The sequence below is a fragment of the Planomonospora sp. ID67723 genome, assembly GCF_015711605.1.
Lineage (GTDB): Bacteria > Actinomycetota > Actinomycetes > Streptosporangiales > Streptosporangiaceae > Planomonospora_A.
Genome location: NZ_JABTEZ010000002.1, coordinates 89,929 through 104,797, shown reverse-complemented (window position 1 = coordinate 104,797; position 14,869 = coordinate 89,929). Strand labels below are relative to the sequence as shown.

The following is a 14,869-nucleotide window of genomic DNA, read 5'->3' as shown; positions in this document are numbered from 1 at the left end:
GAGGTGCGCCCGACGATGCACGCAGCGAACCTGCTAATCGACTACTACGACCGCCTCCCCGCCTCGATCGCGGCCTGCGTCGACGACCTCGAACCGGTCAGATCGGACATCGGCTTCTCCCCCGGCTACCACCTGCCCGCCCTCGACGCGGATGTGGAACGTTTCCTGTCGGTGGCCACCGCCCGCTGGGAACCGCTCGGCGCGTACGGCGAGCACCGGCTGACCCTGCTCGACCTCACGGGCAACCCCGCCACGGGCACCACCAAGACCTTCGCCTCGCTGATGATCGTCGCCCGCGCGGTGGAGTACATCAGGCGGTACGGCGAAGCGATCACGATCTTCTCTCCCACCTCGGCCAACAAGGGCGTCGCGCTGCGCGACGCGGTGCTGCGCGCGATCGAGACCGGACTGGTCCGCCCCGACCAGCTGCGCACGGTGATCCTGGCGCCCGGCTCGTGCCTGGCCAAGCTCCGCTCCAGCCGGCTGTCCGCCGATCCCGAGCTGCGCGAGCTGAACCCGATGCTCGTCTACAACGGCTCCGAGCCGGAGCAGGTCAAAGCGCTCGGCCGGGCCTTCGCCGACAAGTACGCCGGCGACCTGCGGGCCAACGGCGAAAACCTGTGGTACTCGCTGGACCTGGCCAACTACCTCGTCGCCGACACCGCCAGGGCGTACTTCGAGCACGCGGCCTCCCCGGTCACCGGGCCCCGGCTGCACGCGCACGCGGTCTCCAGCGCCTTCGGGCTGCTCGGCTACCACCGCGGCCGGGACGTGCTGGAGGCGTCCGGCTCCTCGAGCCCGGAACACCGGCCCGCCAGCCTGCTCGTGCAGCACCTCGGCACCCCCGACATGGTGCTCAACCTCCGCAGCGGGTCCTTCGACCGGGCCGGCCTGCCCGAGTACACCCTGGCGGACGGCCTCTACCGGCAGTCGGCCGACCCGCGCTTCCCCGCACTGACCTACGACCCGGACGAGGTGCTCGACCCGACGTTCTACACCCACCGGCCCGCCACCTCGCCCTCGATGAACGCGATCATCGAGCGCTCGGGCGGCGACGGCATCGTGGTCTCGCTGGCCGAATGCGTGGCCCGCTATCCGCAGGTGCGCGAACTGCTCGCCGGGACCGGCTGCGAACTGCCCGCCGACTTCCGCCGGCTCCGGGAGTGGTCCCTGGTCATGGCCCTGACCGGCGTGCTCAACGCCGTCGACCGCGGCCTGGCCGACGACTGGCGTGACGTGGTGGTGCACGGATCGGGCCGCTACACCTCGGCGGACTACACGCCGCTCGAGCCGGAGGCGATGACCGAGGTCGCGACCGTCGAGGACGTCGCCGCGGTGGTCTGCCGCTGATGTCTCTCCCGGAGGACGCGATCGCCGTCGTCGGCATGGCCGGGCGTTTCCCCGGCGCTCCCGACGTGCCCTCGCTCTGGCGCAACCTGCTCGACGGCGTGGACGCCGTGCACGACTACACCGAGGCCGAGCTGCGGGCACTCGGGGTGGGTGAGCGGCTGCTGGCCGATCCGGCGCACGTGCGAGCGGGCGGCCGCCTGCCCGACGTGAGCGCGTTCGACGCCGACTTCTTCGGCGTGACAGCGGACGAGGCCGCCGCCATGGATCCCCAGCAACGGATCTTCCTCGAGCAGTCCTGGGCCGCGCTGGAGGACGCGGGCTGCGACCCCGCGGCCTTCGACGGCCTGGTCGGCGTCTTCTCCGGTGCCTCGGTCAACCGGCACTTCCTCTACCGGCAGTTCACCGGCGACCCGGACGAGCCGCTGGTCCCGGGCTTCGCGCCCGACTACGCGGCCGCCCAGGTGGCCTACCGGCTGGGCCTGACCGGCCCCGCCATGGCCGTGCAGACCGCCTGCTCGAGCTCGCTCACCGCGGTCTGCGTGGCCGCCCAGCACCTGCTCGACTACCGCTGCGACCTGGCGCTCGCGGGCGGGGTGAGCGTCACCGAGCCCCGCTTCCTGCACACGTCCGGCGGCCTCGTCTCGCCCGACGGCCGCTGCCGTGCCTTCGACTCCGCCGGCCGGGGCGGCGCCTACGGCAGCGGCGTGGCGGTCCTGGCGCTCAAGCGCCTGCAGGACGCGGTCGAGAGCCGGGATCGGGTTCTCGCCGTGCTCCGGGGCTGGGCGGTGGGCAACGACGGCGCCCGCCGGGCCGGGTTCGCCGCCCCCGGGCTCGACGGGCAGGCGAGCGTGGTGGCCGAGGCGCTGGCGGACGCCGACCTGGCGCCCGGCGCGATCGGTTTCGTCGAGGCGCACGGCAGCGGCACCGCGGTCGGGGACGCGATCGAGGTCGCCGCCCTGGTCCAGGCCTTCTCCGGCGACCCGCTGCCGCCGGGAGCCGTCGCGCTCGGCTCGATCAAGACCAACATCGGCAACCTCGACGCGGCGGCGGGCGCGGCGGCGCTGATCAAGGCAGTGCTGGCGGTACGGCACGGCGTCATCCCGGCCAACCTCCACTTCGAGCGCGCGGACCCGGACGTCGAGTTCGGCCCCTTCTACGTGCCGGTCAAGAACGTGGCCTGGGAGGCGGAGACCCGGCGTGCCGGGGTGAGCTCCTTCGGCCTGGGCGGGACCAACGCCCACGTGATCGTCGAGCAGGTCGCGGACGGACCGCCGCGCCCGGCCTCCACCGGCTGGCGCGTCCTGCCCGTCTCGGCCCGGACGCCCGAGGCGTTGCGCCAGGCCCGCATGCGGCTGGCCGACCACCTGGAGGCGGCTCCCCGGACCGGCCTGGACGACGTCGCCCACACGCTGACCGCCGGACGCCGGGCCTTCGCCCACCGGGCGGCGATCGTCTGCCGGGATCTGCCCGGGGCCGTCGCCGGGCTTCGCGGCCTGCCGTGCGACGCGCCGGAGGAGGCTCCGGAGGGCCTGACGCGGGCGGCCGAGGCCTGGGTGGCGGGCGACGAGCCCGCCTGGCCGCCGGCGGACGGCCGCGTCGTCTCGCTGCCCGCCTACCCGTTCCAACGGCAGGAGGTCTGACCATGGGACCCGACACCGGCTCGCTCGGCCGTTGGTTCTCCGTTCCGCAACCCCGCCACGCGGCGCCCCTGCAGCTGTTCTGCCTGCCGTGGGCGGGCGCCGGGGCCGGGGCCTTCCAGGGCTGGGCCGCCGCGGCGGGACCCGGGATCGAGGTGCTGTCCATGGTCCTGCCGGGCCGGGAGGGCCGCTTCTCCGAGCCTTTCGGCATCGACATCGGGGAGCTCGCCGACGCCGTCTCGGCCCGGGCCGACCGGCCGTACGCGATCTACGGGCATTCCATGGGCGGCAGGCTGGGCTTCGAGGTGGTCCGCGAGCTGTCCAGGCGGGGCGAGCGGCTGCCGCGGCGGTTGTACCTGGGCGGGTGCCGGCCGCCGGACCATGTGGAGCCGCTTGCCGAGCTGTCGGAGGTGTCGGACGAGGAACTGCTCGGCAGGCTCACCGAGCTCGGCGGCCTGCCGGAGGAGCTGACGGCCGAGCCGGAGCTGTGCGAGCTCGTCCTGCCGATCCTGCGCGCGGACTTCACCTGGCTGCACGAGTACGTCTACCGGCCGGGGCCGCCGATCGAGGTGCCGATCGAGGCCTTCGCCGGAGCCGACGACAAGTCGGTCCCCGTCGAGGCCATGCGGGGCTGGGCCAGGCACACCACCGCAGGCTTCACCCTCAGCGTCGAGCCGGGCGGCCACTTCTTCCTGCGCGAGCGGCGTGACCACATCCTGGACCGGGTGCGCGACGGCGCGTCCGCGAATGCGGACTCCGAGCCCTCGGGCGAGGAGATCGCATGAGCGAGCGCAGCGAGCGAATCAAGGGGCACAGTGCGTCCGCGAATGCGGACTCCGAGCCCTCGGGCGAGGAGATCGTATGAGTGAGCACCGCATGCCGCTCGGCGACACCGGCTGGTGGGTGTGGAGCGAGGCGCTGCTGCGCAGCACCGGCTTCCCGGCCGACGGCCTGGCACGCCTGTCCACCCCCGGCTGCGCGCAGGCGGCGGACGCGTTGCTCTCGGGCGAGCTCGCGGCGGAGGACTTCGGCGATATCCTCGCGGAGACCGGCCGGGAGCTGGGCGACGAGCTGACCCGGATCGCCGCCGACCCGCTCTTCCGCGAGGCGATCACCTGGCAGAACCGGGGCGCCCTGGTCGCGCTGGACGCCCTGGCCCGCGGCGGCCGGCGCGACAGCAGGCGGCGCGAACGGGAGCGCGTCGCCGTCAAGTACTGGCAGCGCTACAGCGCCAAGAACGAGACGGTGGGCTTCTTCGGGCCGGTGACCTGGGTTCGGTGCACGGAGGGTGGCCCGGCTCTGGAGGTACGGCCCGGCGAACGGCTGCTGTCGGACCGGCGCGTGTTCTTCGAGGACTGGGCGCTGCGCGCGTACGCGGCGAAGCTGGCCGAGGATCCCGAGGTACGCCGCTGGCTGCCACCCGCCCTGCACCCCCAGCTGACCCTGGACGGCCGCCAGGTGCGGCGGCCGGCGCAGCCGCCCGTCCCGGTGTCGGCCTCCGAGGCGCTGCTGCTGTCGCGATGCGACGGCAGGCGCCGGGCCGTCGACGTGGCCGCCGAGGTGGCCGGGCAGGCGGGCATCCGCACCGAAGCCGACGCCTACCTGCAGCTCGACCTCCTCGCCGGGCGCGGCCTGCTGACCTGGCAGGGCGACGTGCCGCAGAGCCCGCACGCCGAGGAGCACCTCCGGCGGCTGCTGGCCGGCATCGAGGACCCGTCCGTGCGCGAGCGGGCCCATGCCGGGCTGGAGCGGCTGGCGTCCGCCAAGCGACGGGTGGCGGGCGCCGCCGGCGACCCGGATGCCCTGCGCGCCGCGATGGAGGCGCTCAGCACGGTGTTCAGCGAGGTCGCCGGCACCGACTCGGTCCGCAGGACGGGTCAGACCTACGCCGGCCGCGGCCTGGTCTACGAGGACACCACGCGCGACGTGCGCGTGACCGTGGGCAAGCCTCTGATCGACGGCGTCGCCGAGCCGCTGGCGCTCATGCTCCAGGCCGCCCGCTGGCTGACGGCCGAGCTGGCGACGGCCTACGGCCAGGCGCTGCGCGAGCTGTACGAGGAACTGCGCGCGGACGGCCCGGTGCTGCTGTCCGACCTGTGGTACCTCGCCCAGGGCATGCTGTTCGGCGCCGGCCCCAGACCCGTGGACGCCATCGCCGAGGAGTTCGCCCGCCGCTGGTCGGAGCTGTTCGGCCTGGACCGGGTCGACCCGGACACCGCCGAGCTGACCTTCACCGCCAGGGAACTGGCCGCCTCCGACGCGTTCGCCGCCGCCGGCCCCGGCTGGTCGGACGGCCGGCTGCACAGCCCCGACCTGCAGATCTGCGCCGACAGCGTCGAGGCGGTCAATCGCGGCGACTACCTGGTGGTCATGGGCGAGATGCACGCGGCCTGGGCGACCTTCGACTGCGCCGTCTTCACCCTCGCCCACCCCGATCCCGGCCCGCTGCGCGACGCGCTGGCCGAGGATCTGGGAACCGACCGGGTCAGGCCGCTCTACCCGGTGGAGTGGCCCCGCTACACCGGCCGGGTGACGCACGGGCTGGACCACCCGACCGACATCGAGCTGGGCTGGACGGCCGCTCCCGGCGCCGACCCCGACCGGCTGGTGCCCGCCACGGGCGTGCTGGTCGACGAGGTGGGCGGGGAGCTGGTGGCCACCATGCCGGACGGGAGGAGCCGGCCGCTGCTGGAGGTCTTCTCGCAGCTGGTGTCGATCCACGCCGTGGACGGCTTCAAGCTCGTCGGAGGCGATCGGCACACCCCGAGGATCACCATCGACCGGCTGGTCGTCGCCCGCCGTACCTGGCGGACCACCGCGGACGCGACGGGACTGACCGACGCCGGCGGTGAGCGCGCGCGGTACCTGGCCGTGCGCCGCTGGCGGCGTGAGCTCGGCCTGCCCGAGCAGGTCTTCGTCAAGCTGTCCACGGAGATCAAACCGCTCTACGTCGATCTCACCAGCCCGGTCTTCGCCGACCTGCTCTGCTCGATGGTCCGCTCGGCCCGCCTCACCGCCGGGCGGGACGTGCGGCTGGTGATCTCCGAGATGCTCCCCGGCCCGGACCAGACCTGGCTGTCCGATGCCGAGGGCCGCCGCTACTTCACGGAGCTGCGCATGCACATGGTCGATCCCCTGGTCGATCCCCTGGTCGATCCCCTGGTCGATCCCCTCCCTGGAGGCGCGGGATGACGACGCTGCCCGATCTGGTGCTGGCCCAGGCCGAGCGCCGCCCGCAGGCGCCCGCCGTGCGGCAGTGGCAGGAGGTGCTCACGTACGGCGAGCTGGCCGGACGGGCGGGCGGCCTGGCCGCGCGGCTGTCGGACGTGGGACCGGAGCAACTGGTGGGAGTCTGCCTGCGGCGCCGGCCGAGCATGGTCACCGGGGTGCTCGGCGTGCTCCTGGCCGGAGGCGCGTACGTGCCGCTCGATCCCGACGGCCCCGCCGCGCGCAGGGAGCAGATCATCCGGAACGCGGGGCTCCGCCTGATCGTGGTCGACGAGTCCACCGCGGAGTTGTTCGACGGGGTGCGAACCGTCCCGGTGGAGGGCCCGTCCGCCGCGCCCGGACGGTGTCCGGCCCTGCCCGGCAACGCGGCCTATGTGCTGCACACCTCGGGATCCACCGGCACGCCCAGGGGCGTGGTGGTCAGCCATCGCAGCGCCTGCGCCTACACGCTCAGGAACATCGAGCTGCTGGGCGTCGACGAGGACACGCGCGGCCTCGCCTTCGCCTCGCTGGGGTTCGACGTGTCGGTGCACGACCTGTTCGTGCACCTGGCCGCCGGGGCCACGCTGATGCTGGCCGGCGAGGACGACCGGCGTGACCCCGTGCGGCTCCAGCGTTTCTGCCTGGAGCACCGCGTCACCTCCGGTGACCTGCCGGTCTCCCTGCTGCCGGTGCTGGATCCGGCCCACCTGCCCGAGTGGCGGGTGCTGTCCACCGGTTCCGAGGCCCCCGGCCCTGAGCAGGTGGAGCGCTGGGCGGGCCGCCGGTTTCTCAACTACTACGGTCCGACCGAGACAACGGTGGCGATCACCGTCTTCGAGGCCGCCGGAAGCTGGGACCGGCCGCTGCCGATCGGCACCGTCCAGCACGGGCACCGCGTACACGTCGTGGACGAGGAACTGCGTGAGGTTCCGGCGGGCGTGCCGGGCGAGCTCCTGGTCGGCGGGGTCGGGCTGGCCCGCGGATATCTGGGGCGACCCGGTCTGACAGCCGAACGCTTCGTGCCCGACCCGTTCGGCGGCGACGGCGAACGGCTCTACCGGACCGGCGACCTCGTGCTGCTGCAGCCGGACGGGAACCTGATGTTCCTGGGCAGGACCGATCGGCAGGTCAAGATCCGCGGGCAGCGGGTGGAGGCCGGCGAGGCGGAGACCGTGCTGCGCGGGCACCCGCAGGTCGGGCACGCCGTGGTGGAGGCGGTCGAGGGTCCGGCGGGTGTCCGGCTCGTGGCCTTCTGCACCGCGGACGGCGTGAGCCCGGACCTGCTGCGAGAGCACTGCGCGGAGCGGCTGCCCGAAGTGATGGTCCCCGCCGAGGTGCTGATCCTGCCCAGCCTGCCGATGTCCCCGTCGGGCAAGGTCGACGTCCGGGCGCTGCATGCGTTGGTGCCTGATGCGCCGGTCCCGGGTGGGCCGCCGAAATCGCCGACCGAGCGCGCCGTGGCCGAGGTCTGGGCCGGAGTGCTCGGCCGCGCCCCGGGGCCGGAGGACGACTTCTTCGCCTCCGGCGGGCATTCCATCAGCGCCATGCGCCTGGTCAGCGGCCTTCGCGGGGCACTGGGGCGTGAGGTGGCGGTGGAGGACGTCTACGCCGCGCGCACCCTCGGCGCGCTGGCGGCGCTGGTGGAGGCCGCACCTCCCGCGGCCGGGGAACCGCCCTCCGGCAGCCCGCCCGCGCTGACCGCGGCGCAGCGTCGGTTGTGGTTCCTGGAGCAGCTCTTCCCCGGCAACGTCGCCTACAACATCGCGCTCGCCGAGCGCCTGCGCGGCCCGCTCGACGTGATGGCGCTGGAGCGGGCGCTGAACGCGGTGGCCGAGCGGCACGAGGTGCTCCGCTGGCGGGTGCCCGACGACGGTGGTGTGCCCCGCGTGGAGGTGTCCGCGCCCGAACCTGTGCGGATAGCGGTCGAGGCACTGGACGGCGCGCCGGACGGGCCGGGCAGTCACCCCGGCAGTCACCCCGGCAGTCACCCCGGCAGTCACCCCGGCACTGGGCCGGACGACCTGCCGGATGGGGTCCGCGCCTGGCTGGACCGGGCCGGCGCCCGGCACTTCGACCTGGCCCGCGGCCCGCTCTGGCAGGCCAGGCTGCTCCGGCTGGGCCCGGACGACCACGTGCTGTCGGTGACCTTCCACCACGCCGTCTTCGACGGCTGGTCGGAGGGCCCGTTCTTCGACGACCTGGCCCGCGCCTACGCCGGCGAGGTCCTGGACGAGCCGGGGGTGACCTTCGCCGACTACGCCGCCTGGCGAGCGGCGCGGGACGGCAGGCGGGCCGGGGAGGACCTGGCCTGGTGGACCCGCTCGCTGGCCGACGCCCCCACGACGCTCGACCTCCCCAGGGACCGCCCGCGGCCGGCCGTGCAGAGCCATGCCGGCGCCCTGGCCACCGCCGCGCTGACCGCCGAGACCACAGCGGGCATCCGCGAGCTGGCCGTACGGCTGGGCACCACCGCGCCGAGCGTGTGGCTGGCCGCCTTCGCCGAGCTGGTCCGGCGTGTCACCGGCCGTGACGACATCGTGGTCGGCACCCCCGCGGCGGACCGCAGGCACGAGGCCTTCCAGGACCTGATCGGCTTCTTCGTGGACATCGTGCCGCTCCGCCTGCGCTCGGCCGGGGAGGCCTCCTTCGCGGAGCGGGTGCGCGGCTGCGCCGATGCGATGATCGACGCGATGGCCAGGCCCGGCGCCGCCATCGAGGACATCGTCGGAGCACTGGCGATACGCCGCGACCCCGGCCGGGCGCCGCTGGTGCAGGTGCTCTTCAACGTCTTCAACTTCCCGGAGCCGCGGCTGGAGCTGAAGGGGCTGAGCTCCACCGGCATCGTGCCCGCGCCCGCGGGTTCCCCGTTCGATCTGACGGTCTACGTCGTCGAGCGGGACGGGAGGTACGCGGTCGACCTCGTCTACAACACCGACCTCTACACCGCCGAGCGCATCGAGCTGCTGCTCCGGTCTTTCACCGACCTGCTCGACCAGGCCGTGGCCGACCCGGACGCCCCCGCGGCCGGCTTCGAGCTGAGACATGCCACCACGCTCGCGCACGGCGTGACGGACGAGCCGGTGCAGGCCGTACGACCGGAATCCGGGCTCCGCGCGGCCCCCGCCACCGACACCGAGCGGCTGCTCGCCGGGATCTGGCGGGACGTGCTCGGCCGGGCCGACGTGCTCGCGACCGACAACTTCTTCGACGTCGGCGGCACCTCCATGGCCGTCGTCGTGGTCCGCGACCGGCTGACCGCCCTGACCGGGCGCCAGGTGACGGCCGTGGACATGTTCCGCTACCCGACCGTACGCGCGCTGGCCGCCCACCTCGACGGTGATGCCGCGAATCCGGAACTGAGCCGCGCCGACCGGCGTGCCGACACACGCCGCCAGCAGCGGGACAAGCGCAGGAGGAGACAGTGACAGAGTTGTCCAACGACTCGGGCGCCGAGCCCATCGCCATCATCGGCATGAGCGCCCGCGTGCCGGGCGCGAACGACCTCGACCGGTTCTGGCGCAACCTGGTCGACGGGGTGGAGTCGGTGACCTTCTTCACCGACGAGGAGCAGCTCGCCTGGGGGGCGACTCCGGAGGAGCTGGCCCGCCCCTCCTTCGTCAAGGCCGCGCCGGTCATGATCGACATGGAGGGCTTCGACAACCGCCTGTTCGGCATGAGCGCGCGCGAGGCGGAGCTGGCCGACCCGCAGCAGCGGGTCTTCCTGGAGCAGTCGCACGCCGCGCTGCAGGACGCCGGCTACGACCCTGCCGCCTACGAGGGCTCCATCGGCGTCTACGGCGGATCCGGGCCCAGCCAGTACCAGTGGCTCAACCTGCAGACCAACCCCGATCTGGACAGCGACGCGGTCAAGCTCGGCATGTCGATCGGCAACAACATCGACTACGTCGCCACCACGGTCTCCTACCGGCTCAACCTGCGCGGACCGGCCATGACCGTCACCACCGCCTGCTCCTCCTCCCTGGTCGCCCTGCACCTGGCCTGCGAGTCGCTGCGCAACGGGGAGTGCGACATGGCGCTGGCCGGCGGGGTCTGCGTGGAGCTGCCGCACGGCGCCGGCTACCCGGCCATGGACGGCTTCACCAGCTCCGACGGGCACGTCAGGCCGTTCGACGCCCGCGCGGACGGCACCATCTGGGGCAGCGGCGTCGGCGTGCTCGTGGTCAAGCGCCTGGAGGACGCGCTGGCCGACGGCGACCACATCCGGGCCGTGGTGCTGGGGAACGCGATCAACAACGACGGCAGCAACAAGATCGGCTTCTCCGCGCCGAGCCACGCGGGCCAGACCGAGGTGATCGCCGAGGCGCTCGGCGTGGCCGGGGTGGATCCGCGCACCATCGGCTACGTCGAGGCGCACGGCACCGGCACCGCCCTCGGCGACCCCATCGAGGTGGCCGCCCTGAGCGAGGTCTACCGGCGCAGCACCGACGATCGCGGCTGGTGCGGCATCGGCTCGGTGAAGTCCAACATCGGCCATCTCAGCCAGGCCTCCGGCGTCGTCGGCGTGATCAAGGCGGTGCTCGCCATGGAGCACGGCCTGATCCCGCCCAGCATCAACTTCGAGCGGCCCAACCCGGCCATCGACTTCGACTCCAGCCCCTTCTACGTGGTCTCCGCCCCCACCAAGTGGGAGGACGGCCCGCGCCGGGCCGCGGTGAGCTCCTTCGGCATCGGCGGCACCAACGCCCACGTGATCCTCCAGGAGGCGCCGCCGCCCGCCGCCGCCACGAGCGCGCGGGGGCCGCAGCTGCTACGGCTCTCGGCCCGCACCGAGAGCGCGCTCGACACCATGCGCACCCGGCTCGCCGAGCACCTCACCGAGCACCCCGAGCTCTCCGTCGCCGACGTGGCCCACACGCTGCGGGTGGGCCGGCCGGAGCTCCGGCACCGCGTCGCCGTCGTGGCCGGCGACCTGGCCGGCGCGGTGAGCGCGCTGACCGACCGCAGGCGGCACCCGGCCGGGAACGCGGGCGGAACGCCGCCCAAGGTGGCCTTCCTCTTCTCCGGGCAGGGCGCGCAGTACGCGGGCATGGGCGCCGCGCTCTACGCGGCCCAGCCGCTCTTCGCCGCCGCCGTCGACGAATGCGCGGAGCTCCTCCGCGCCGAGCTGGGCGAGGACATCAGGCAGCTGATGTTCGCCGAGGGCGGCGACGACAAGCTGCGCGAGACCCGCTTCACCCAGCCCGCGCTGTTCACCGTGGAGTACGCGCTGGCCAGGCTCTGGCAGGAGCTCGGCGCACAGCCCTCAGGCATGATCGGCCACTCCATCGGGGAGTACGCCGCCGCCACGCTCGCCGGGGTGTTCACCCTGCCCGACGCACTGCGGCTGGTGGCGGCGCGCGGGCGGCTGATGCAGTCGATGCCCGCCGGCTCGATGCTCGCGGTGATGAAGGACGAGCAGGAGATCGCCGAGCTGCTCGTCGACGGGGTGAGCGTGGCCACGGTGAACGGCCCGGGCACCTGCGTGGTGGCCGGGACGGACGAGGCGATCACGGCCTTCGCCGAGCTGCTCGACGGCAAGGGCGTCAAGGCCACCCGGCTGCGCACCTCCCACGCCTTCCACTCGCCGATGATGGAGCCCGTCCTGGCGGAGTTCGAGTCCCTTGTGGCCTCCGTGCCGCGGCAGGCGCCCGCCCTGCCGTTCCTGTCCAACGTGACCGGCGACTGGATCACCCCCGAACAGGCCACCGACCCGGCCTACTGGGCCGGGCACATCCGCCGTCCGGTGCGCTTCGGCGACTGCGTGGCCCGGCTCCTGGCCGAGAAGGACTGGGTGATGCTGGAGTGCGGGCCCGGCAAGCAGCTGGCCCAGCTCGCCCGCATGCAGCTGCGCGGCGCCAAGGACGTGCTGCCGCCGCTCACCAGCCTGCCCGGCCCCGGCGAGAGCGCCGGAGACCTGGACGTGCTGTACGGCTCCGCCGCCCGGCTGTGGTCCGCCGGGGTGCCGATCACCGTGGACGGCGGCCGGGGCCACCGGGTGCCGCTGCCGGGCTACCCCTACGAGCGGGAGTACCGCTTCATCCCGCCGGGTGAGGCCGGGGCCAAGCCGAAGGCGCAGCAGCCCTCCGGCCCCCGGGCGCTGGAGGACTGGTTCGAGGTCCCCGTGTGGCGGCAGCTCGCGCCCTCCCCGCTCGGCGAGCCGGTCACCCGCTGCCTCGCCTTCGTCAGCGGAGAGCGCGGCGAGGAGCTGGTGGCGGCGCTCCGGGCGCAGGGCACCGAGGTGACCGTGGTCCGCCCCGGCGCGGACTACTCCGCCGGGTTCACCGTACGGCCCGGCGAGCGCGCCGACTACGACGCCCTGATCGGTGCGCTCGGCGACTCCCTGCCCTCGCGCGTCGTGCACGCCTGGGCTCTGGACAGCGACCCGGCCCAGGCGCAGGAGCACGGCTTCTTCAGCCTGCTCTCCCTGGTCCAGGCCCTGGCCGCCGAGCAGCGGGCCGACGGGGTCCACATCGACGTGCTCACCTCCGGCACCGAGGACCCCCTGGGCGGCGCCGACCTGACCCGGCCGGAGTACGCGCTCGTGGCGGGCATCGCCCGGGTCGTGCCGCTGGAGGTCGACGGCCTCCGGGTGCGCCACCTCGACCTCGAGTCCGGCGGCACCCCCGCCGCGAACGTCCTGGCCGAGCTGCGCAGGGAGCCGGCGGGCGACGTGCTGGCTCTGCGGGGCGGGCGCCGCTGGGTCCGCGAGTTCCAGCCGGTACGGCTGGGCGAGGGCGAGGGCGGACTGCGCGAGGAGGGCGTCTACCTGATCACCGGTGGCCTGGGTGGTATCGGCCTCACCCTCGCCGAGCACCTCGGCACCCGGCTGCGGGCCCGCGTGGTGCTGCTCGGCCGCAGCGGCACGGTGACGCCGAGGGCCGCGCGCACGATCGCCCGGATCGAGCAGGCGGGCGGCAAGGTGACGGTCCTGGCCGCCGACGTCACCGATCCCGCCCGGTTGCGCGAGGTCAGAGAGGAGATCCTGGCCTCCCACGGCGGGCTGCACGGCATCGTGCACGCCGCGGGCCTGCCCGGCGGCGGCATGGCCGAGATCAAGGAACGGGCCGCCGCGCAGGCCGTGTTCGATCCCAAGGTCGCCGGAACCGCCGTGCTGTTCGACGTCTTCGGCGATCTCGGGCTGGACTTCGTCGCCCTCTGCTCGTCGGTCACCGCCGTCAGCGGCGGGTTCGGCCAGGTCGACTACTGCGCGGCGAACGCCTTCCAGGACGCCTTCGCCCGCGCCCGGCACGGCACCCGCGTCCTGAGCCTCAACTGGGGCGCGTGGCTGGAGGTGGGCATGGCCGCCGCCACCGGTCCCACCGCCGTCGCCGGGGGAACGCCCGTCGACCACCCGGTCGTGCGCAGTCGTACCCACGACCGGGCGTCGGGGCCGCTGGCCGCGGACGCCCACTGGGTCCTGGACGAGCACCGCATCGGCGGGGTGCCGGTGCTGCCCGCGACCGGTCAGCTGGAATGCGCCAGGGCGGCCTTCGCGGCCGTCGTCCCGGCGCCGGGCGAGGGCCATGCGGTGGAGCTGCGCGACGTGGTCTTCCTGGAGCCTCTGGCCGTGCCGGACGACACCACGACCGAGCTCGTGGTCGCCTTCACCGACGGTTCGGCCTTCGAGGTGCGCGCCGGCGATCGGCTGCACACCCAGGGCGCGGCGGCATGGGTACGGCCCGCGCCGGTCGCGGCCGTGGACGTGGCGGCGCTGAAGGCCGCGATGACGCCGGAGATCGTGCAGGACGGCGAGTACGCCGGAGTGCTGACGTTCGGTCCGCGGTGGCGCTCGCCCGAGCTGATCTGGCGGGCCGAGGGCGAGGAGCTCGCCTTCGTCGAGGGGACCGGGCAGGTGGCGGCGGAGGTCGGCGACTGGGGCCTGCACCCCGCGCTGCTCGACGTGGCCACCTCCTTCGGCCGGGGCAACGGCGGCGGCGCCTACCTGCCGCTGAGCTACGGCCGGCTGCTGGTCAGGTCGGCGCTGCCGGACCGCTTCTACAGCCACCTGCGGCGCAGGGGCGACGGCGGCACCGAGGTCGTCACGGCCGACCTGACGCTGATGGACCAGGCGGGCACGGTGCTCGTGGAGATCGAGGAGTTCGTGCTGCGGCGCATCGACGCCTCGGCGGTGACCGGGTCGCTGAGCGCCGGGGACCTGCGCTCCGACACCGGCATCCGCCCGGCGGACGGCGCCGAGGCGTTCTTCCGCGTGCTGGCCGCGGCCGACCTCGGCCCGCAGGTCGTCATCAGCGCGACCGCGCTCGCCGAGATCACCCGGCGGGAGCGGCTGACCCGCCAGAGCCTCGAGACCCAGGCCCCGGTGGTCAGGACCGAGGACTTCGTCGCACCGGAAGGCGAGGTGGAGGCGGCGCTGGCCCGGGTGTGGAGCGAGATCCTGGGCGTGCCCGACGTGGGTGCCGACGACGACTTCTTCGAGCTCGGAGGCAACTCGCTCATCGCGGTCCAGCTGATCGCGCAGGCTCGGGCCGCGGTCGGCGTCAAGCTGCCGATGCGCACGCTCTTCGAGGCCCCGTCCGTGCGGCAGATGGCCGCCAGGGTCGAGCAGATCCGCGCCGAGCAGCCCGCGGTCCCGGCGTCCGGCCCGGCCGCCCCTGCCACCCCGGCGGCCCCTGCCACCACGATCCCGCGCGTGGCGAGAGGAAGGTAGCCCC

6 protein-coding genes are annotated in these 14,869 nt (G+C 74.1%); all 6 read left to right on the top strand.

Going from position 1 to position 14,869, the window contains the following annotated elements; translation table 11 throughout:
* Positions 1-15 precede the first annotated feature (15 nt).
* The 6 genes from HS041_RS13160 to HS041_RS13135 all read left to right on the top strand — a co-directional run bounded on the left by HS041_RS13160 (position 16) and on the right by HS041_RS13135 (position 14,865).
* Entirely contained in the window at positions 16-1,350 is a 1,335-nt protein-coding gene (locus HS041_RS13160) for a DUF6002 family protein (RefSeq protein ID WP_196440978.1), read from the top strand.
* Entirely contained in the window at positions 1,350-2,990 is a 1,641-nt protein-coding gene (locus HS041_RS13155) for a beta-ketoacyl synthase N-terminal-like domain-containing protein (RefSeq protein WP_196440977.1), read from the top strand. The genes HS041_RS13160 and HS041_RS13155 overlap by 1 nt, the downstream gene beginning before the upstream one ends.
* Before the next feature lie 2 nt (positions 2,991-2,992).
* A complete protein-coding gene (locus tag HS041_RS13150) occupies positions 2,993-3,772 on the top strand; it encodes a thioesterase II family protein (protein ID WP_196440976.1) in 780 nt (259 codons plus the stop codon).
* 76 nt (positions 3,773-3,848) lie between these two features.
* The gene (locus tag HS041_RS13145; protein ID WP_196440975.1) at positions 3,849-6,179 is read left to right on the top strand and encodes a lantibiotic dehydratase; all 2,331 of its coding nucleotides are present in this window, start codon (positions 3,849-3,851) and stop codon (positions 6,177-6,179) included.
* Entirely contained in the window at positions 6,176-9,622 is a 3,447-nt protein-coding gene (locus HS041_RS13140; RefSeq protein ID WP_196440974.1) for a non-ribosomal peptide synthetase, read from the top strand. Before HS041_RS13145 ends, HS041_RS13140 begins: the two co-directional genes overlap by 4 nt.
* Positions 9,619-14,865 carry a type I polyketide synthase gene (locus tag HS041_RS13135; protein ID WP_307845270.1) on the top strand — a complete coding sequence of 1,749 codons (5,247 nt, stop codon included), beginning with the start codon at positions 9,619-9,621 and terminating at the stop codon, positions 14,863-14,865. The genes HS041_RS13140 and HS041_RS13135 overlap by 4 nt, the downstream gene beginning before the upstream one ends.
* Positions 14,866-14,869: the final 4 nt, after the last annotated feature.